Source organism: Paludisphaera mucosa (assembly GCF_029589435.1).
Taxonomy (GTDB): domain Bacteria; phylum Planctomycetota; class Planctomycetia; order Isosphaerales; family Isosphaeraceae; genus Paludisphaera; species Paludisphaera mucosa.
The window spans coordinates 689,267-709,695 of record NZ_JARRAG010000002.1 but is presented as its reverse complement, the minus strand read 5'-3'; the positions used below and the strand labels follow the sequence as shown (position 1 = coordinate 709,695).

At 72.0% G+C, this 20,429-nt stretch carries 12 protein-coding genes; 5 read left to right on the top strand and 7 right to left on the bottom strand.

Annotation, left to right across the window (positions count from 1 at the left end; translation table 11 throughout):
* Nucleotides 1-164: 164 nt before the first annotated feature.
* A complete protein-coding gene (locus PZE19_RS12435; protein WP_277860941.1) occupies nucleotides 165-695 on the top strand; it encodes a hypothetical protein in 531 nt (176 codons plus the stop codon).
* A 25-nt stretch (nucleotides 696-720) separates the two neighbouring features.
* On the opposite strand, the gene PZE19_RS12430 is transcribed toward PZE19_RS12435, so the two are convergent.
* Together PZE19_RS12430 and PZE19_RS12425 are read right to left on the bottom strand one after the other, a co-directional pair.
* Entirely contained in the window at nucleotides 721-3,918 is a 3,198-nt protein-coding gene (locus tag PZE19_RS12430; RefSeq protein WP_277860940.1) for an Ig-like domain-containing protein, read from the bottom strand.
* A gap of 104 nt (nucleotides 3,919-4,022) precedes the next feature.
* Nucleotides 4,023-4,991: an arabinan endo-1,5-alpha-L-arabinosidase gene (locus tag PZE19_RS12425; protein ID WP_277860939.1), complete on the bottom strand. Its 969-nt coding sequence runs from the start codon at nucleotides 4,989-4,991 to the stop codon at nucleotides 4,023-4,025.
* A gap of 168 nt (nucleotides 4,992-5,159) precedes the next feature.
* Here PZE19_RS12425 and PZE19_RS12420 point away from each other — a divergent pair, with 168 nt between their 5' ends.
* Complete coding sequence (locus PZE19_RS12420; protein WP_277860938.1) at nucleotides 5,160-6,632, top strand: MFS transporter; 1,473 nt, start codon at nucleotides 5,160-5,162, stop codon at nucleotides 6,630-6,632.
* Nucleotides 6,633-6,801: 169 nt separating this feature from the next.
* Complete coding sequence (locus PZE19_RS12415; RefSeq protein ID WP_277860937.1) at nucleotides 6,802-7,920, top strand: EAL domain-containing protein; 1,119 nt, start codon at nucleotides 6,802-6,804, stop codon at nucleotides 7,918-7,920.
* Between the two features lie 150 nt (nucleotides 7,921-8,070).
* Here PZE19_RS12415 and PZE19_RS12410 read toward each other — a convergent pair whose 3' ends face one another.
* From PZE19_RS12410 to PZE19_RS12390, 5 genes are all read right to left on the bottom strand, one after another.
* Nucleotides 8,071-8,769 carry a PEP-CTERM sorting domain-containing protein gene (locus PZE19_RS12410; protein WP_277860936.1) on the bottom strand — a complete coding sequence of 233 codons (699 nt, stop codon included), beginning with the start codon at nucleotides 8,767-8,769 and terminating at the stop codon, nucleotides 8,071-8,073.
* Nucleotides 8,770-9,255: 486 nt separating this feature from the next.
* The gene (locus PZE19_RS12405; RefSeq protein ID WP_277860935.1) at nucleotides 9,256-11,274 is read right to left on the bottom strand and encodes a glycoside hydrolase family 32 protein; all 2,019 of its coding nucleotides are present in this window, start codon (nucleotides 11,272-11,274) and stop codon (nucleotides 9,256-9,258) included.
* Nucleotides 11,275-11,315: 41 nt separating this feature from the next.
* Nucleotides 11,316-14,819 (bottom strand): ATP-binding protein, encoded by a 3,504-nt coding sequence (locus tag PZE19_RS12400; RefSeq protein ID WP_277860934.1) that lies wholly within the window; start codon nucleotides 14,817-14,819, stop codon nucleotides 11,316-11,318.
* Nucleotides 14,820-14,892: 73 nt separating this feature from the next.
* On the bottom strand, nucleotides 14,893-16,890 hold the full coding sequence (locus PZE19_RS12395) for a beta-L-arabinofuranosidase domain-containing protein (RefSeq protein ID WP_277860933.1): 1,998 nt from the start codon (nucleotides 16,888-16,890) through the stop codon (nucleotides 14,893-14,895).
* A 109-nt stretch (nucleotides 16,891-16,999) separates the two neighbouring features.
* Complete coding sequence (locus PZE19_RS12390) at nucleotides 17,000-17,578, bottom strand: Maf family protein (RefSeq protein ID WP_277860932.1); 579 nt, start codon at nucleotides 17,576-17,578, stop codon at nucleotides 17,000-17,002.
* 139 nt (nucleotides 17,579-17,717) lie between these two features.
* Between PZE19_RS12390 and PZE19_RS12385 the strand changes: the two genes are divergently transcribed.
* Together PZE19_RS12385 and PZE19_RS12380 are read left to right on the top strand one after the other, a co-directional pair.
* The gene (locus tag PZE19_RS12385; protein WP_277860931.1) at nucleotides 17,718-18,122 is read left to right on the top strand and encodes a BlaI/MecI/CopY family transcriptional regulator; all 405 of its coding nucleotides are present in this window, start codon (nucleotides 17,718-17,720) and stop codon (nucleotides 18,120-18,122) included.
* A gap of 22 nt (nucleotides 18,123-18,144) precedes the next feature.
* A complete protein-coding gene (locus PZE19_RS12380) occupies nucleotides 18,145-20,352 on the top strand; it encodes a M56 family metallopeptidase (protein WP_277860930.1) in 2,208 nt (735 codons plus the stop codon).
* Nucleotides 20,353-20,429: the final 77 nt, after the last annotated feature.

The following is a 20,429-nucleotide window of genomic DNA, read 5'->3' as shown; positions in this document are numbered from 1 at the left end:
CTTGGTGGTCGAACTCGGCCCGCGAGGACGGGTCGTTCGATGGGCCTCTTGTTTTGGTTTCGGCGTCGTGACGCAAGGCGCCGGCCTCGCGTACAATCCGGCCGCGGGCCCGATGCGTGCAAACCTCCGAGGCGTCGCGCGAGGACGCCGAACAGGAGCCGACCGTGGACTCGAAGGGAATCCGCCTCAAAACGTGGATGTTCGCGATCGCCGCCGCGGCGCTCGTCCTGGCCCTCCCGAAGCCCCTGCCGCCGATCCTCGGGTTCGCCATCGGGGTGACGACCCTGGCCGCGGCGGTCGTCCGCGCGACGACGAAGGCGCGATGGTCGTCGAGCTTCGCCTGGGGCCTGGCCTTCTATCCCTTGGTCGTCCTCGCGTCGGTCTATGCGTGCTGGCTCGCCGCGTGGATCGAGCTGGGACGCCCGCCGAGGCCGTCGGCCGACGACCCCAAGGATCTCGGCGCCGCCGTGGTCGCGTGCCGCGTCGCCGCCTCGTTGGGCCTGATGGGCTTGCTCCCCGCGGCGGCCGTCGGCTTCCCGGTCGTCATGGTCCGCGTCTACACGTGGATGATGGAGAGGCCCTCCCCCGCGAAGTCCGCCGCGGGCCTCGCCGCGGCCGCGACCCTGGGGTGGGCCCTTCCGTTCCTGCTCTCGTCTCGGGATCCCGGTTGGGTGTTCCTGTGGTTCTTCGACTGACCCGGCCGCCGTCCCCGCTCGTTCATCAGAACGGCCGGATCGACTGGAGGCGGTTGTTGGACAGGGACAGGCGGGCCCGGAAGTCGCCGCCGGTGTTCGCGCCTCCCGAGGGGAAGGCGCCGGAGAACGCGCCGTCGAGCGGGTTGCCGGCGATGTCGCGGATCCCCGCGGCCCGTCCGGCGGAGGTGAACACCGTGAGCACGAAGTTGCCGCTGCGGAGCCGCGAGCCCATGTGCAGTGTGATGTTCTGCGGGCCGTTGTTCGAGCCGGGCGAGACGCTCGCCGAGGCGATCGTCTGCGCCACGCCGCCGGCGGTCGCGTAGGCGTAGGAGGCCGCGTCGCGGACGCGCGCCAGGTCCAGGCCCGAGCCGCCGTCGGCGATCCCGCCGTAGTCCCGGATCGCGACGCCCACCTCGCCGCGGAGGACGTCGGCGGTCACGTTCCAGACCCGCGGGCCGAGGGTGTCGACGACCAGCGGCGAGGTGATCGTCGCCAGGCCGTTGGCGAAGGTCGACGTGCTCGTCGAGACCGCCTGGATCGTGTAGGAGCCGTCGGCCAGGGGGACGGTCGAGGCGACGGTCCACGCGCCCGCGGCGTCGGCGAAGGCCGTGCCGAGGCGGGTCGTCGTGCCGCCTAGGCCGGGTGTCGTCGCGAAGATCTCGATGAACGCGCCGGCGATCGCGTTCGTCCCCTGGAAGGTCGGCAGGGTGACGTTGGTGATCCCGTCGGAGTCGGAGACGCCCGAGTCGCTCGCCGCCGCCAGCCGGCCCGACAACGCCGGCGCGGCCGCGGTGGTCCCCGTCGAGCCGGCGATCTGGAACGTGATGGGCACGCCCGCGACGGCCGACGTCGCCGTGCCCGTCCCCGACACGAAGAGCCGGGGCGAATACACGCCCGACTGCGCATAGGTGTGCGTGCCCACCACGCGGAAGGCCGTCGGGGCGCCGGGCACGGCCACGATCGTCCCGGCCGATCCGGTGCCGTCGCCCCAGCCGATGACGACCGTGAGGCCCGTGGGCGAGAAGCCGGCGATCGTCGCCGTCAGCACGCCGGCCGTCACGCCCGTCAGCGGCACGCGGGCCTGCGCCTGGACCGCGACCGGCTGGATGGAGAACGTCGGCGTCGACGAGTTGTAGACCTGCACGGCCTCGTAGCCCCGCGCCGAGACCGGCGCGGCGGCGACGTTCGTGCCGGCGATCAGGAAGGCGCCGCCGCCCAGGTCCTGGAAGTTCGACGTGGAGAGCGGCAGGCCCTGGGCGTCGATGTAGAGCGTGTCCTGGCCGCCGCCGCCGTCGAGCCCCACGAGGGTCGCGCCGGCCGTCCCCTTGAGCGAGACCGCCGCCGAGTCTTCGCCCCCGTTCTGCAGGACGTACGCCGCCGCGCCCGGCGGCGCCGACTGCAGCCGGACGACGTCGGCCGTGGGCGTGTCGGGCGGCGAGGCGTCCTCGACGGACAGGCTCGCCAGGCCCGCGACCCGCTCCGCGACCGCGTCGGCGTATTGGTAGTTCACGACCGTCGTCACGGCCCCCAGCGACCAGCCCCGCAGCAGCCGCGCGTTCGTCTTGGCCGAGATCAGGAACCTCGCCATGAAGGCCGAGGCGTTCTGCTCGACGAGCGACAGCGAGAGGCCGCCGGCGATCGACGTCCCGCCCGCCGTGACGGACAGGTTCGAGTCCAGGACGGCCGAGACGGTCGAGCCGTCGGGGAGCGTCCGGAGGCCGTCGACCGCGCCGTTCATGATGTCGTAATACCAGCGGTAGGCGGCGACCGTGGCCGCGTCGTCGAGCAGCGGCGCGGCGGCGTCGAGCTGATAGGCGATGTTCCGGATCCCGCCGCCGGCCTCGGTCAGCTCGACCAGGCCGCGATACAGGGGGAAGGCCTGCACCGACTCGGCCGCGAACGCCCCGGTCGTCGGCGCCCCGACGAGGCTCAGCGCGTAGGGCGAGCCCGGGTGGACGCCGGCCGCGCCTATGTAGGTCAGGCCCGCCCGCGGGTCGTCGGCCGCGCCCGCGGCCGGGCCGTGGGGCAGGGGGTCGCCGCTGCGGAAGTCGACCATCAGCGACGCGCCCTGGTTGCCCCGCGCGTCGAGCCCCAGGCTGTGGACCTGGTCGGGCTGGAAGAAGACGCCGCCGACCGCGGCGTTCGTCGCGTCGCGGAGCGCGGCGAAGGGGGACGCGCTCCCCGGGTCGAAGCCGAGGAACCAGTCGGGCGTCCCGCGGCGGCCGCCGAGGTTCCAGTAGTTGGCGATCGAGAGGTCGACGGCCCCGCCGGCGTCCTGGACGACGAAGTTGGAGTCGATCCCGAAGTTCCCGCTCCGCACGGCCTCCAGGAAGATCGCCGCCCGGCTGCCGTCGCCCGAGTACGTCGTCGGCGAGTCGATCGAGGCGACCCAGACGTTCGCCGAGCCGGCGCCCAGGAGCGACAGGCTGCTGGTCGGGTCGGCCGACGTCCCCTGGATCGAGAAGTCCCGATGCGCCGGGCCCGCCGAGCCGTCGATCGTCGTCGCCGCGCCGGCGGCCGTGCCCAGCACCAGGTAGAGCGGGCTCGCGGCCTGCGCGTTCGACGTGCCCCGGACCGTCAGCGTCGAGACGCCCGAATACGCGATCCCGGCGAACCGGGCCCGGACGGTCGGGTCGTTCGACGTGATCGCGGTCGCCGAGACGACGTACGAGGGGGCGCTGCCGGCGTCGTACGCGGCCGGGCCGTCGTCCACGAGCAGGCTGTTCAGCTCCGACCCCGTCGCCGCCGAGACCGTGATCGGCCCGGCGAGCGCCTGGATCCCGCCCGAGCCGGCCTGCTGGTCGTCGCCCAGGATCACCCGCTCCTGGTCGCCCTGCAGGACGATCGCCGTCGCCACGGCCGTACTCCGCACCCGGACCGTCTGGCCGCCGAAGGCCGCCTCGATCCGCAGGCTCGCGGGCCCCGCCACGGTCACCGTCCCGCCGCCCGAGCCGGTCACCGTCAGCCCCGCCGCGTTGTTCGTCACGTCGATCGGGGGGTCTCCCGGGGCCACCGCGAACGTGTAGACGCCCGCCGCCGTCGACACCAGCAGCGACTGGACGGCCGCCGGGTCCGACCGATAGACGAGCGACCCGTCGGCCGCGATGTCGATCGAGGCGTTCAAGAGCGCCCGGCCCTCCAGCCGCTCCAGCCCCGGCCGCCTCGCCCTCGCCTGCGTCCGCCCCCGCCGATCCCGACCGCCGTAAGCCGTCGTCATGGTCATGCCACCCTCGCGCCTTCGTCTCGACGACCTCATTTGAGGCCTCTATCTTTTCCTATCCTTCCCAGATTCGCAAGTCGCAGCTGGGCGTCCTTTCCGGTCCCGGGTCAGTCCTCCAGGCTCGGCCAGCCCTCGGCGTCCCAGGCCAGCGGCCGGACGGCCAGGCGGGGGAGGCCGGCGGAGTCGCCGTCGTAGTAGTGATGGCTGAGGTACGACCGGCCCTCGCGTTCGAGGACTCCGGCGTGGCCGGGGCCGATGAACGGGCCGTCGGTCGCGAGCAGGGCCGTCCCGCCGCCCGCGGCCAGGTCGACGCCGTCGCGGTCGAGGTAGGGGCCGGTCACGTCGCGGCTGCGGCCGACGCGGATCGAATACGTGCTCCGCACGCCCCGGCAGCAGAAGCCCCAGTTGACGAACAGGTGATACCATCCGCCGCGCCTCACGATCGCCGGGGCCTCGATCTGCTCCTTCCGCGCCAGCGCGTGGATCGGCGAGTCGGGCGCGATCCGCAGGCCGGTCTTCGGGTCCAGCTCGATCAGCTTGATCCCGTCCCAGAACGAGCCGAACGCGAGCCAGAGCGTGCCGCGGTCGCCGGCGACGACGGCCGGGTCGATGGCGTTGAAGCGGTCCTCGCGTCGGCTCTGGACGACGATCCCCCGGTCCTCCCAGCGGAAGGCCGGGTCGTGCGGGTCGAGCGTCGCGCTGGTCGCCAGGCCGATCGCCGAGGTGTTCCGGCCGAACGCCGAGACCGAGTAGTACAGCAGGTAGCGCCCGTCGCGCTCGACCACGTCCGGCGCCCAGAGCTGCCGACTGGGCTCGGCCGCGACATCGCCCGCCCAGTCCGGCGCGTGCTCGAAGACCCGGGGCCCGGGCGTCCAGGCCTTCAGGTCGTCCGACCGGAACGAGCGCACGCCCGGCCCGGTGGCGAACATCCAGAATCGCCCCTTGCAGCCGACGATCGTCGACGGGTCGTGGATCCTGGGCGATGCGACGACCCCCAGCCGCGGCGTCTGGCCGAGACACGAATCGAGGCCGCCCCAGCCGATCGTGAGGATCGCGAGCAGGAAGATTCGTCGCACGACGGGGGAGCCTCGCTGCGGGACGGGCGTTCGATCGATCGCGGGCACGGGACGCGCCATTCTACCCGGGACGTCGCACGCCCGGGGAGTCGCGGCACGCCGCCTGCATCGACGTCGAAGCGAAACGACGGCCCCCGCTCCCTTCCCCACAGGCCGAGGACTCGCCCCATGGCGACCGCCGATCGACGCACTCCGGAGACGTTCCAGACCAAGGTTCCCGCGCGGATGGACCGATTGCCGTGGAGCCGCTGGCACTGGCTGGTGATCGCGGCGCTGGGCGTGACCTGGATCATCGACGGCCTGGAGGTCACGCTGATCGGGGCCGTCGGCGCGGTGCTCCAGGATCCGGGGACGCTCCACTTCACGCCCGCGCAGATCGGCCTGCTGGGCACGGCGTATCTGTCGGGGGCCGTGATCGGGGCCCTGGTCTTCGGCTACCTGACCGATCGGATGGGGCGGAAGAAGCTGTTCAGCGTGACGCTGGGCCTGTACCTGGTCGCCGCGTTCGCCACCGCCTTCTCGTGGGACTTCTGGAGCTTCGCGTGCTTCCGGTTCCTGACCGGCGCGGCGATCGGCGGCGAGTATTCGGCGATCAACTCGGCCATCGACGAGCTAATCCCGGCGCGGGTGCGGGGCTGGACCGACCTGGCGGTCAACGGCACGTTCTGGCTCGGGGCCGCGGCGGGCTCGCTGGCCAGCGTCGTCCTGCTCGACCGCCGGCTGATCGGCGTCGACCTGGGCTGGCGGCTCGGGTTCGGCCTGGGCGCGGCCCTGGGGCTGATCGTGATCTTCCTCCGCCGCCACGTCCCCGAGAGCCCGCGCTGGCTTCTGACGCACGGCCAGCCCGACGAGGCCGAGCGCGTGGTCGCCGACCTGGAGCGGCAGATCGAGGCCGACCCGGCCGTCGGCGAGCTGCCCGAGGTCGAACAGTCGATGACGATCCGCCCCCGGGGCCCGATCGGGTTCGGCGAGCTGGCCGGCGTGATGTTCAAGCGATACCCCGGGCGATCGGTGCTGGGCCTGGCGCTCGTGATTTCGCAGGCCTTCCTCTACAACGGCGTCTTCTTCACGTTCCCGCTCGTGCTGACGAACTTCTTCGGCGTCCATCCCGACCGCACGGGGCTGTATCTCGTGCCGTTCGCCCTCAGCAACTTCCTGGGTCCGGTGACGCTCGGCCGGTTCTTCGACACGGTCGGCCGCAAGCCGATGATCGCGGCGACGTACACCGTCTCGGCGCTCCTGCTGGCCCTGACGGGCTGGTTGTTCGCGGCCGACGCGCTGACGCCCGTCACCCAGACGCTGCTGTGGGCGCTGGTCTTCTTCTTCGCGTCGTCCGCCGCCAGTTCGGCGTACCTGACGGTGAGCGAGATCTTCCCCGTCGAGCTGCGGGGCATGGTGATCGCCCTCTTCTTCGCCGCCGGGACCCTGATCGGCGGCACCCTCGCCCCCTGGCTCTTCGGCTCGCTGATCGAGACCGGCTCGCGCCGGAACCTGTTCTACGGCGACCTCTTCGCCGCGGCCCTGTTGCTCGCCACCGTCGCCGTCGTCCTGGCGTTCGGAGTCAAAGCCGAGCGGACCTCCCTCGAAGACGTCGCCCGCCCCCTCTCCGCCGAGGACGAGCCCGAGGGCGCGGCCGCATGAGGTCGCGACCAGCGCTTCCGGAAATCCGGGCGGCGATCGGGCCGGGCCGTCCCCCCCCGCGGGCTATCCGCGACCTAGGCTGATCATGGAGAGTTCCATCGGCGTCCGTAGGCGGGTGGGCCTTCCGAGCCCCCGGATCCGACCATCCCGAGCCGAACTGGAACATCCCATGGAAGTTGACGGCCCTCTGACGCCGACGGCGAAGGTCGAGCGGACGCCTTCGCGGGAGGCGCGGTGCGACTGCCGTTCAGACCGTCGGACCCTGGCCCTCCTGGCGGCCGACCTGGCCGCCGAGTATCCCGAGCTGTCGACGTTCCGTGACGTCGACTGGCGGGTATTCCCCCGGCTGGGGGCCGTGCGGGTCGAGCTCGGCGCGGGGCGTCGGCTCTCCGGCGCGGGCGAACTCGTGGGATTTCTGCGGAGCGTCCTGGACGAGCGCCGACTCGGGGCCTTGCGGGCGGCGTGGGTCGGCCGCAACCGGCCGCTCGAGGACCAGTTGAACCTCCTGCTCCACGCCGGTCCGCTCCTGGCCCTGGCCCCCGCGGACAGCTCGCCCCTGCTGGAGATCTTCCATGCGGGACGGCTGGAGACGTGGTTCCAGCCGGTCGTCGCCGCCGCCGACGGCACCGTCTGGGGCTACGAGTGCCTGATGCGGGGACGCACGCCCCAGGGGGAGCTGGTCCCCGCCGGCCAGATGATCGCCTGGAGCCGGCAGGAGAACCTCACGTTCCTGCTGGACCGCATGTGTCGGGAGACCCACCTGCGCAACGCGGCCGTGCACCTCGCCGGCAGCGACGTCAATCTGCTCATCAACTTTCTGCCCACCGCGATCTACGATCCGGTCTCCTGCCTGGCGACCACGGTCGCCGTCGCCAAGATGGGCGGCATCGTCCCCGAACGGATCATTTTCGAGGTGGTGGAGACCGAGAAGGTCGCGGACCTGAACCATCTCCGGTCCATCCTGGACCTCTATCGGCGGTTGGGGTTCCGCTCGGCCCTCGACGACCTGGGCAGCGGCTACTCCGGGCTGGCGATGCTGGCCGATCTCGACCCCGACCTCATCAAGATCGACCGCCAGTTGATCGCCGGGGCGGTCAAATCGCCGATTCATCGGGGCATCTGCGCCGCCTTGGCCCGGCTGGGGCGAGACCACGGGAAACTCGTGCTGGCCGAGGGCGTCGAGACGGTCGAAGAAAAGGCCATGTTAGGCGATATGGGCGTCGACCTCTTCCAGGGATATCTCTTCGGCCGCCCGGCCCCCGTCCCCGCCGTCCCGAGTACATGGTGAAAGGCCCAGGCCGCCCGCCCATCGACGCCGATCGCGAACCCTTCCGCGCGACGGGACTCCGCTCAGGGGCCGCCTCGAAGGGACCGTCCCGCGGGATGCGGTCGAAGGTCCGATCGGCGTCGGTCGGGGCGAGGCCGCGTCGTTTCGGGCTCAGGCGACGACCGTCGACCGATCCGGCCGTCGGAGGCGGGCGAAGCCCAGGAGCGAGAGGCCGCCCAGGACGGAGAGGACGACGGAGGACGGCTCGGGGACGATCTGGGCCGCCTCGCCGGCCGCGTCGTTGTAGCCGACGAAGCCGATCGTCAGGCCCAGCGGGTCGACCGGGTCGTCGAGGGGCTTGACCGTGATCTGGGCGAAGCCGTAGAGGACGTCGTTCCCGCGGTCGAACCGCAGGCCGATGAATCCCGTCCGCCCCTCGAAGTTTCCGGTCGCGGGCTCGATCGTGATCGTGAAGAACAGGTTGCTCTGATCGAACGGGAACGAGAAGAGGCTCGACGACGAGATCACGTCGCCCAGTGCCAGGAGGCTGGCGGTGGGGAAGCCGTCGCCCGTCGTCTGGTCGACCACGACCGCGTTGTTAAAAGAGTTGCTCCGGGGGACGTCGACCGTGTCGAACCCCACGGTCAGCGCCGGGTCGGGCGCGAAGGCCGCCGTGAAGGTGAAGTCGGTCGTGCCGTCGCCGTCGACGTCCAGGTCGTACGACTCGATCGCCGCCGCGTTCAGGGTCACGTTCACGTCGCGGATGATCAACTCGGCCCGAGCCGTCTGAAGCCCGCCCCAGCCGATCGCCGCGACCGCGAGCAAGAGCCCGGCGGCGAGGCCGCGCGCCTGATGGAAGGATCGCCCCATGGAAGTGCCGTCCCTGTGATGGAAGATGACGAGATCCGATGCCGCGACCCCGCACGCCTGGAATGAGGACGTGCCGCACGAAATTGAGCGTGGATCACGTCAGGCATGCGGCGCGCCGGGGCGGTGGATTCTCCGGAAATATGCTTGAAATCAGCATGATTTTTGAACGCCGTGGGCCGACCGGTCTGAATTCCTCGACTCCGAGGCGGTTCTCGCAGGTCGTCCACGCCGTCGACGACGGGGCTTTCCCCGCGAGGGAAGGCGTCGGAGGCCGCTGCCCTGCCACTTTAAGGTACAGTCCTACAGACGAGCGGCCGGCCGAGCCCTCGGGCTCCCATTGCCATAGCCAGGCGCTCCGTGCCGAACCGTTCGTACGGCGGACCCTTCTTGCGGTGCGCAGGGGCGCGCAGATCCGGGGCCGGGGCGGTCGCACGTCGTGAGCCTTGTAATTCGGCGCCTCGCCCGCGGCCGGCTCGATGCCGCGCGTCATCGCCGCGCGGTCGTCCTCACGACGGGCATCCCCGCCGGGAAGCAGCCTTCGAAGAACTCCTTCATCGGCCCGTCGAACTGGGCGACGCGCGCGGCGCTCCAGGTGGACTGGTCGCCGGTGGCGTAGAAGAGGTACGTCCGGCCCTCCCACTCGAAGAGGTCGACGTCGGAGTTGTTGATCCCCTCGCCCTCGCCCGCCTCCAGGATCGGGTTGAGCGGGCTCAGTTCCCAGTCGGCGAGGTCCTTCGACCGCGCGACGAAGGAGGTCCAGCCCTTGTGGCCGGGGGTCGCGGCGTGGAGGTAGATCGCGTAGTAGTACGGCGGGACATGGCGGATCACCGGGCAGGCGCTATACTCGTCATTGACGCCGGTGAAGGTCAGGCCGGGGACCTTCTCCCAGCGGGCGAGGTCCTTCGAGCGGGCGAATTTGAAGCAGAAGCCGACCGGCTTGTTCGACTCGTAGGCCATCAGCCAGCCCTGGTCGTCGCGGCAGACGGAGACGTTCAGGAGCGCCTCGCCGCCCTCGGGGGCGAGGGCCGGCTCGCGCTTCCAGGCCTTCAGGTCGGTCGACGTGAAGCGATCGATCTCGTGGAACCAGTCCTGGTCGCCCCGGCTGCCGAAGACGTGGAGCGCCGGGCCGTCGACGACCGCGCTGGCGAACGAGTGGCCTTCGCCGAACCGCGCGACCTCCTCGCCCGTGACGAGGTCCTTGATGTACAGGTGCATGGACTTGGAATAGTCGGCCGTGTGAGCCTTCGTGTCGTCGCGGTGGTTGAGGGCCAGCAGCGGCCGGCCGTTGAAGACGACGGGGGTGTTCTCCATGCCCTTCGCGATCGCGAACGGCAGCTTCGTCAGCCGGGGGCCGGCGGGATGCGTCGGCGCGGGTTCGGCGACGGCCGGGGGCGCGATCGCGGCGAAGAGGTCGGCGGGCCAGGCGCCGACGCGCTCGAAGCCCTCGGGCGTGGGCTGCTTGAATTGCAGGTAGGCGGTGTTGCGGCCGGTCGTCGCGCAGGTCGCCGCCTGGCCGTCGGGCCCCGAGGTGAAGACGCTGTAGCCGGCGAGCCGGCAGTCCTCCAGGTCGACGTGGAGCGAGCCGCCGGGTGCGTGATTCTCGGTGCCAATCACGCCGGTCGACTTCCCGCCCATCTCGGGCTGGGTGAAGTTCAGGGCGATCAGCCGGCAGCGCGACAGCTTCACGCGCGTACGTTTGCCCGCGTAGGAGAGGGCCAGGGCGTTGTCGGGGTGGACCAGGGTGCAGTCCTCGAAGACCGCGTGGGGCTGTGCGGGCATGGCCTCCTCCGAGCCCCCCATCAGCACGGCGGCCGTGTCGCCGACCCAGTCGAGGGCCAGGAAGTAGCAGCGCCGGAAAAGGCTGGGCTCGTCGGGCCGGACCTTGGGATAGACGACGCCGCCGCCGAACGCGCGGCCGATTCCGACGCAGTCCTCGGCGAGGACGGTGAAGCCCTCGCCGCTCTTGCTCGTCAGGTCCCAGAACAGGCCGGCGTCGCCGCCGGTCGCGTACACCCGGCGCAGGGACCAGCGGTCCCAGACGATGCTGGAGAAGGTCTCGCGGTTGTTGCCCGTGGGCCAGTGCTTGTCCGACGCCCGGATCGTGCTCCACCAGTCCCAGCTCTTGAAGCCGCCCGCCGGGTCGCCCGAGTCGATCAGCGCCCACCCCTTCGCGCCCGAGCCGAGGCCGCCGTCGAAGTCGCAGACCAGGGCGTTGTACGCGCCGGCCGCCCCCTTCTTCGAGGGCGCCAGGTTGGCCTCGACGTAGGCGTCGGGCCGGACGACCACGCGGTGGCCCCCCTGGTCGTCGGGCACGGCGTCGAGCCCGGCCTGGATCGTCCGGAAGGCCGTCGCCCAGGTCTTGCCGTCGGACCCGTCGCCCAACTTGGAGACGTAGACCGTCGCCCCCCGCCGGCCGGCGTATCCGGCGGCCGAGGGGTCGGGTGTGCCGGCCGCGGCCGACGACGCGACGAGGGCCAATATGGGGAGGAGATGAGGCGGACGCATCGTGCAGGGCTCCTATGACCAGAGGCCGTCGCGAATCATCCTTACTCCGAGGCCTTGCGGCTGATCGGCAGGACGACGCGGAAGCAGGTCCCCTCGCCGGGGCGGCTGTCGACCTCGATCCGGCCGCCGTGGTCGAGGACGATGCCGTGGCTGATGGAGAGGCCCAGGCCGGTCCCGTCGCCGGCCGACTTGGTGGTGAAGAAGGGGTCGAAGATCTGCGCCTGGACGTCGGGGGGCATGCCGCAGCCGTTGTCGCGGATCTCGACGCAGACGTCGTCGCCCCGGACGGCCGTGTCGATGGCGATGACGCCGTCCATGCGCTGGGCCGCGTCGATGGCCTGCATGGCGTTGACCAGCAAATTGAGGAAGACCTGGTTGAGCTGGGTCGGCGAGGCGGCGACGGGCGGGACGGCGGCGGGCCGCTGCTCGACGGCGATCCGCCGCCGCTCCAGACGGCCGCGGATCATCTCGAGGGCGGCGGCGATCGACTCGTGGAGGTCCACCGAGCCGGGCCCGGCCGAGCCCCGGTCGCCGCGGGCGAACCCGCGCAGGTTGTGGACGATGTCGGCGACCCGCTTGGCGCCCTGGCGGGTGCTGTCGAGGATCTTGCCCAGGTTCGCCTTGATGTAGGCCAGGTCGTACTCCTCGTCGAGCCGGCGGATCTCGGCGGCCAGGTCGGGGCGGGCGGCCTCGACGCCTTCGAGGCAGGGCTCGTAGCAGGCCAGGACGTCGAGCAGGGTGCGGGCGTCGCGGTCGAGCACGGCGAGGTTGCTGGCGACGTAGGCCAGCGGGTTGTTGATCTCGTGCGCGACGCTGGCGCTCAGCATGCCGAGCGAGGCCAGCTTCTCCGACTGGACGACCCGGGCGTGCATCTGGCAGCGGTCCTGGAACTGGCCGATCTGGGCCCCCAGGATCGTGGTCATGTCGAGCAGGTCGGGGTCGTCGGGGCGGTCGTCGCGGCTGAAGAAGCCGAGGACGCCGAGGCAGTCGCCGCGGAGCATCACCGGGGCCCCGAAGGCGGAGCGGAGGCCCCCGTCGACGAGCATGCGGCAGAGCTCGCAGCCCTCCTCGCCGGCGGCGGCCGCGGCCAGGTCGGCGATCCAGGTCGCCTTGCGGTCGGCCCAGACCCGGCCCGCGAGCGACTCGCCCGAGCGGAAGGTGCGGACCCGCACCTCCTCGTCGAGGCCGTCGGCCTCGGCCGCCGGGGGCCGCCACGAGGTGAGGCAGCGGACCTGGTTGGCGCCGGGGTCGACCCGCCAGAGGACGCCCAGGTCCCACTCCAGCCGCTCGCCCAGCGCCTGGAGGATGCGCGGGGCCGCCTCGACGAGCGACTCGGACTCGGCCAGCACGCGGGCCGCGGCGTACTCGACGGCCAGCCGCAGCTCGCCGCGCTTGCGGGCGGTGATGTCGTGGAAGACGAGCAGGCCGCCGCGCCCCGTCCCCCGCTCGTCGATCAGGGGCCGGGCGTTGATCAGCATGCAGCGGCCCTGCTGCAGGCTGGGGTGGCCGATCATCAGCTCGACCTGGTCGGTCGCCACGCCCTCGATCGCCCGCCGCAGCGGCAGCTCCTCGGGCCGCTGCGGCTCGAGGTCGCCGGGGGTGTAGACGGGGACCGGCGAAGACCAGTCCTCGGGCGCGGCGCCCCGGCCCGGCGCGGCGACCCCCAGCAGCTCGCGCGCGGCCGGGTTGACGACGAGCAGGCGGGCGTCGCGGTCGGCGACGACGACCCCCTCGCCCATGCAGTCGAGGACCGAGCGGAGGATGTCGGTCTGCTCGCGGAGCGCCGACTCCGACCGCGCCAGCTCGTCGGCGCGGCGGTCGAGGACCTGGTTGAGCCGGCGGACCTCCTCGATCTGGTTGAACCGGGCGAGGGTTCGGCCGGCGTGGCTGGCCAGGGTCTCCAGCGGCCGGAGGTCGACGCGGTCGGGGTCGAGGACCTCGCGGACGGCCACCTGCAGCGTCCCCAGCACGTCCTCGCCGCCGGCCAGGGGGAGGACGATCTGGCCCCGGAAGCCGGCCCGCGCCACCGCCTCGTGGTCGCAGGTCGGGTCGACGATCGAGTCGGCGACGATCTCGACGCGGCCCTCGCGGACCACGCGCGCCAGGACGTCCGGGCCGTCGAGCGGGCGGACGGTCTCGGCGACGATCGCCCCCATGGCGCCCGCGCCCCGCACGCCCCGGATCGCCCCCGCCTGGCGGTCGACCAGCGAGATCATCGCCAGCTCGTAGCCCAGCCGCGAGCAGAAGGCCAGCACCGAGTCGAACGTGCGGTCGAGGGTGTGCGCGTCGAGCCGCGAGGTCGAGATCCGGAAGAAGGCGTCGAGCAGGTCGCGGACCGCCTCCAGGTCGCGGGTCCGCTCGTGGATCCGCCCCTCCAGGTCGGCGTGCGACCGCCCCAACTGCTCGGTCATGCGGGCGAAGCTCGACTCCAGCACGCCGACCTCGTCGTTCGAGGTGACGACGATCGGCGTGTCGAGTCGGCCGTCGGCCACGGCCTCGGCGGCCTCGGCCAGCCGCTTGATCGGCTTGGCCTGCTGCCGCGCCAGGACGTACGAGGCCCCCAGCCCGGCCAGCAGGATCGCGCCGCCGATGGCCGCAAGCAGCCGCCGCAGCCGACGCACCGGCGCGTACACCTCGGCCGCGTCGATCTTGACCACGACGCCCCAGTCGGCGTACCCCAGCGGCTGGTAGGCGGCCAGCACCTCGCGGCCGTCCTGGTCGAGCGTCCGCATCAGGCCGCTGCGGCCGGCGATCGCCTCGTTCATGGGGGTCGTCCGCGAGGCCGGGAAGCGGGTCTGCTCGGGCCGCAGGCGGGGGGGGAAGAGGAAGTGGGTCACGTCCCCCTCGCGGCGCGCGATCAGGACGTCGCCGCTCTTGCCCAGCCAGCGCGGGTCCGACAGCTCGCCGCCGACCCGCCCCAGGTCGACGAGGGCCAGGACCCGGCCCAGGACGCCGCCCCCCGAGCGGGCCGGCACGTCGGCCGCGAACACGGCGGACCGGCCGCCGTCGGCCTCCACCGGGATCGCCTCGCGGGAGACGGCGCCCGTCTTCGGGTCGCGGAGGCCGGCCGCGATCGCGGCGACGTCGCCGGGCGGGCCGCTCGTCGCCAGCTCGACGCCCTCCGCGTCCTCCAGGCGGATCGCCCGGAAGTCGCGCGAGCTCTCGCGGACGTCGTCGAGCACGGTCTGGAGGTCGACGCCGGACCGCTCCCGGCCGGCCGCCGACCGGCCCCGGAGGTCGAGCAGCGCCCGCAGGCGGGTCCGCCCCGCCACCTGCGCCACCCGCTCCGCCTCGCGCCGCATGGCCGTCAGCAGCAGCGCCTGGCGGTCGTCGGCGATCGCCGACAGCCGGGCGTCGATCTGCTCGGAGACGATCGCGCCCACGTACAGGTTGCCGGCGGTCGTCAGGGCCGCGGCCGTCAGCGACACGAGGAAGCCCACGAAGAGCGTCTGCTTGCCCACGATCGACCGCTTCGGGCCCGGCGTCGCCGCCGTCGGCGACGGGGGCGACGAGGAATCCGGGGCCGACGGGGGATCGATCGCCATGATGGACATCCGGATTCCTTCCGGCCGTCCCGCCGGCTCGGGGCCGGGTCGGGCGGGCCGGCGGGTCGTTCGGTCAGTCGAGCAGGGTCGGGAACTCGGCGACGCGCAGGTCGGTGCAGCCGTATGGGATCAGCTTGAGCGTCTCCAGCGGCGCGGGGCTGGAGACGGGGCTCTTCGGCGGCGGCGCGGCGGCCCCGCGATCGATCCCCCAGCCTTCGAGGCGGCGGCCCCGGACCTCGGCCTGGACGCTCGCCCCCCCGGCCGAGAACGCCGGCGCGTCGACGGCCGGTTGGACCTCGCGGAACGTCACGAAGTCCTCGATCCGGCCCGGAGACAGCTCCAGGGCGTAGTTCCAGGCCGCCTTGGGGAGGACTTCCCAGTCGGCGAATTTGGGGTTGTCCTTGACCTTCTTCCACTCGGCCGCGATCGGCAGCGCGAAGAGCAGGGGGCCGCGGAGGATCGCCGTCGAGCCGTTGTAGCCCCGATACGCCTGGGCGAAGGCCGGCAGCTCCAGGCGGACGGTTTTGGTCCCGCTCCACTCGGCGTCGAGCGTGCGATAGCAGGCCGACCGCTCGTCGCGGGCCACGTCCGCCGCGTCGCCCACGCGCAGCTTGCGGCCCCCCAGCGCGAACGGGACCTCCGACATCGTGATCGACGGCGTCCGCGACCACTCGGGCACCCGCAGCTCCAGCGGGAACCGCATCGGCTCGGGGACCGTCACGACGATCTCGACCGCGTCGCGGAACGGGTACGCCGTCTTGACCTCGACACGGACCGGCTTCCCCTGGATCTCGGTCGTCACCACGCAGGGGGCGTAGGCGGCGACGGCCAGGCCGCCTTTCGGGGTCTTCATCCAGAGGTGCGCGGCCAGCTTGGGCCAGCCCTGGTGGAAGTTGGCCGTGCAGCAGCCGAAGTTGGGCTCCAGGCCGAACAGGTTCGAGTCCGGGCCGTTGGTCGCGTAGACGTGGTCGCCCTCGCGCGAGCAGACGACCTGGTTGGCCTGCTGGTCGTACTGGTGCGCCGTCATGTCCTTCTTGAAGGTCGCCGGCAGGGCGTTGTAGGCGATCCGTTCGAGGCGGTCGCCGAGCCGGGCGTCGCCCAGGGTCGCGATCGCCGTCTCCAGCGAATACATGGCCTCGACGACCGTGCAGAGCTCGGTCCCCTGCGACGGGCTGCGGCCGGCGACGTGCTCGTCGCAGGTGAACATCCCGTTGGCCTGGCCGTGGCAGCGGTCGAGCACGCCCAGCATCTGGAAGACGGCGTCGCGGTCGCCGGCGTCGCCCGTCAGCCGCGAGCGGGCCGGGCCGAACTTCCAGCCCATGCCCGTGTTGACGCCGTGGCTCAGCATGCCGAACCCGGAGGTCTGCCGGTCGGTCAGCCGGTAGTCCTCGAACTGCGCCCGCCAGTCGTGGCCCTGGGCCATGATCTTGCGCGCGGCCTCGATCAGGAACGGCTCCTTGGTGCGGTCGTAGAGCGCGTAGAGGGCGACCGCGTAGTCGGCCGCTCGGACCTTGGCCCACTCGTAGATCGGCGTCTCGTCGACGACCTGGTCGATCTTGCGGGCGCACCTGACCAGCGCGGGGATCACCCGGGGGTCGCCGGTGGCCTGCTCGTATTGCAGCAGCGCCTTGTAGAGCGGGAAGAGGGGCCAGACGTCGTAGGGCGTGTGCTTCTGGGCGTCGCCGATCGGCCCCAGCCAGCCGTCGGGCTGCTGGTGGTCGAGGATGTAGTCGACGTACCGCTTCGCCTTGGCCTTAAGCGCCGGGTCGTCGAGCAGGTACGCCAGCGGCACGATCCCGTCGAGCCAGTACGGCACGCGCTCCCAGCCCTCGGCCTTGCCGCCGATCCAGGCGCTGTCCCGGATGTCGGGCCAGAACTCGTCGAGGCCGCCGCCGAGCCCCTTCGCCTGGGTTTCGAGCTGCACCTTGAGCCAGCCCGACGGCCTGATCGCCCCCAGCGGCAAGGGCTCCAGCGCGTTCGGCTGAAGCGTCGGCGGGTCGGCGGCGGCGGCCGTCGCCAGTCCGAGGCCCGCGGCGAGCATCCAGATCAGGCGGCTTCGGGTGCGGATCATGGCGGGGTCGTCCTTGGGTGCGATGCTGGGAGAGGCTTCGCGGACCCGCCCATTCTAGCCCGACCGCCGCCGGCGACGCCAGGATGGCGCGGCACGCCCCGCTCGGCCGTCAGTCGAGCAGGGCCGGGTGCGCCGCCAGCAGGGCGGCGAGCCGCTCCATCGGCAGGCCGACGACGTTGGAGAAGCTCCCCCGCGCGACCGAGACGAACGGGTCGCGGTCTTGCACGCCGTACGCCCCGGACTTCCCCTCCCAGCGGCCCGAGTCGAGGTAGGCCGCCCGCTCGGCGTCGGAGAGGGCCCGGAACCGCACCACGCTGACCTCGATCGCCCCCAGCCACTCGGGGCGGTCGCCGCGATGCAGGCAGAGGCCGGTGATCACGTCGGCGTCGCCCCCCTCCTGGAGCCGGATCATCCGCTCGGCGTCGTCGCGGTCGACCGGCTTGTTGAGGATCTCGCCGCCCACGGCGCAGACGGTGTCGGCGGCCAGGATGAGCCCCGCGCCGCGCCGCGCCGCCACCGCGCGGGCCTTCCGCCAGGCCAGGTCGGCCGCGTACGCCCCGGGGTCCGCCCCCGCCGCCGGCCCCGGCTCCTCCACGTCCGAAGGGTCGACCTCGAACGCATACCCCGCCTCGTCCAGAAGCTGCCGACGCCTCGGCGACGCGCTCGCCAGGATCAATCCACGCTTCATCACCCGTGAACCCTCTCGTCCGTCCGTCGCGAATCCCGCCACCAGAATATTCCGCGACATCCCGCGAAGAACAGCTTGACCTCTCAGACGGGTTGTCTTAGTATCCTTCCAGACAAACCGTCTGAGGAGGTCGGGAGCGATGAAGCGGAACGAGGTGGACGTGACGGAGGCCGAGCTGGCGCTCTTGACGGCCCTGTGGGACCACGGGCCGGCGACGATCCGTCGGCTGGCCGAGCGGGTGTACGGCGAGGGGGGGCCCTCGGCGTACGCGACGGTGCAGAAGCTGCTGGAGCGGCTGGAGCAGAAGCGGTGCGTGGCGCGGGACCGCCGCGAGAGCGTGCACGTCTTCGCGCCGGCCGTGGATCGGGGCGAGCTGATCGGCCGGCGCCTGCGGGCGGTGGCCGACTCCTTGTGCGGCGGGTCGTTCACGCCGCTGCTGACCCAGCTGGTCGAGGGGGACGGGCTCTCCCCGGCCGAGCGCGACGAGCTGCGGTCGCTCATCGACCGCCTCGATCGCGGCAAGACGCGACGTCCGGGCAACTGAACTTCTCGACCGGAGCAACCCCATGGAAGACCTGATGGGTACGGCCTTGACCAACGCCCTCGGCGCGGCCGTCCTCGGCACGATCGTCGCCGGCCTGTCCCTGATCCTGGTGCGACGGCCCGCCGTCGTCCACTGCCTCTGGGTCGTCGTCCTGCTCAAGCTGGTGACGCCGCCGCTGTTCGAGGTCTCGGTCGGGCCCTTCGAAACCGAGGCGCCCGCCCGCGAGGTCGCGGCTCCCGTCGCCGACTTCGAGCCCGCCGTCGTCCGCTTCGAGATGGAATGGCCGCCCGCCGAGACGTTCGCCGCGGCCGAGCTCGCCCCCGAGCCGATCGTCGCGGCCGCCGCCCGGCCCGTCGCCTGGTCGTTCGACCCCGCGCTCGCCTGGCGGATCTTCGGCGCCGCCTGGCTGGCCGGCGCGCTGGCGACGGCCGCCCTGGCGGCGGTCCGCGTCCTGCGGTTCCAGCGCCGGCTCCGCGAGGCCTCGCCGGCCGGCTGGCTGATCGAGGACGAGGTGGCGCGGCTGGCCGCCGAGATGGGCCTGCGGCGGCCCCCGCTGGTCGACTTCATCGACGCCCGCACGACCCCCATGATCTGGGGCCTGGGCCTGCGCCCCCGCCTGATCCTGCCCCGGATGCTCTGGAAGGAGCTGGACGGCCGCAGCCGCACGCTCCTGCTGGCCCACGAGCTGGCCCATCTGAAGCGCGGCGACCACCTGCTGCGGTTCTTCGAGCTGGCCGTCACGGTCCTCTACTGGTGGCTCCCCGTCGTCTGGTGGGTCCGCCGGGCCCTCCGCGACGTCGAGGAGCAATGCTGCGACGCGTGGGTCGTCTGGATGTTCCCCGACGACGCCCGCGCCTACGCCGAGACCTTGCTCGACACGGTCGATTTCTTGAACCCGAACGCCGACCCCGAGCCGCTCCTGGCGAGCGGATTCGGCAAGGTGCAACACCTGCGAAGGAGGCTGACGATGGTGATGAAAGGGACGACGCCGCGCACCCTGGGATGGCGAGGCTCGCTGGGCGCCCTGGCCCTGGCCGGGGTCCTGCTGCCCATGAGCCCGACCTGGGCCCGGAAGACCGAGGCGGCCGCCGTGACGTTCGTGGCCGCCGGCGACGACGAGATCGTCCGCGTGGGCCAGAAGGTCGACGGCGAGGGCCCGGCCGTCACGTTCCGCGCCGTGGCCGACGGCCAGGACGGCGAGATCCTGACCTTCAACGTCATCGGCCAGGACGTCGAGGCCGCGGTCGAAGCCGCCGTCGCCGGCGTCGAGACGACTGTCGAGACGACCGTCGCCGAGATCGAGACCGCCGTGGAGTCCGCCGTCGAGGCCGCCGAGGCCTCCATCGACCAACTGGTCGAGGAGCAGGACGGGGTGAAGGAGGCCGACAAGGAGAAGCAGCAGGCGGACAAGGAGAAGGCCAAGGAAGATCAGGAGAAAGTGAAGGCGGACAAGGAGAAGGCCAAGGAAGATCAGGAGAAAGTGAAGGCGGACAAGGAGAAGGCCAAGGAAGATCAGGAGAAGATCAAGGAAGAGGTCAAGAAAACCAAGGACGAGCTCCGCAAGCAGATCCGGATCCAGATCAAGGCCGACGGCGCCGAGGCCGGCGAGGCGATGAAGAAGGCCGCCGAGCAGCTCAGGAGCCAGATCAAGGAGCTGCAGGACAAGAAGCCCGAGGGCGAGATGGGCGAGGTCCAGATCAAGGCCCTGAAGGGGGCCCTCGATCAGATCGAGCGGATGGCCCGTGATCCCAAGCGGCTCTCGGTCCAGGCCCGTCCGGCGATCGAGCGTCGCGTCGGCCAGACGTTCACGTTCTCCGGCGACCCGCTCAAGGGGGACTTCAAGTTCGAGCCCAAGGTCGCGCTGGGCCTGCGGATCGACTCCGACGATCCCAAGGCCGTCGAGGCCCGCAAGCAGGTCGAAGAGCTGAGCAAGGTGATGGCCGAGAAGCAGAAGGAGATGGCCGAGGTCGGCAAGAAGCTCGCCGAGGCCCACCAGAAGCTCGCCGAGCTGCAGGGCCACGTGGTCGTCCAGGGCGTCCGCCCCGACGTCGCCCGCGTCAAGGAGCTGCGGTCCATCAACGTCCAGCCCTTCCAGCACCGCGGCCCCGGCTCGACGCCCGACTCCAAGGACAAGGCCCGGATCGACTCGCTGGAGCAGAAGCTCGACAAGGTCCTCCACGAGCTGGAGAGCCTCAAGAAGCCCCACGCCGAGGCCGACGAGAAAAAGTGATGTGATCGAAGCGCGTGGATCGCCCGATCCATCCCCTCGCGACGCGGCCGGGTCCCATCCCCGCCGCGTCGCGTCGT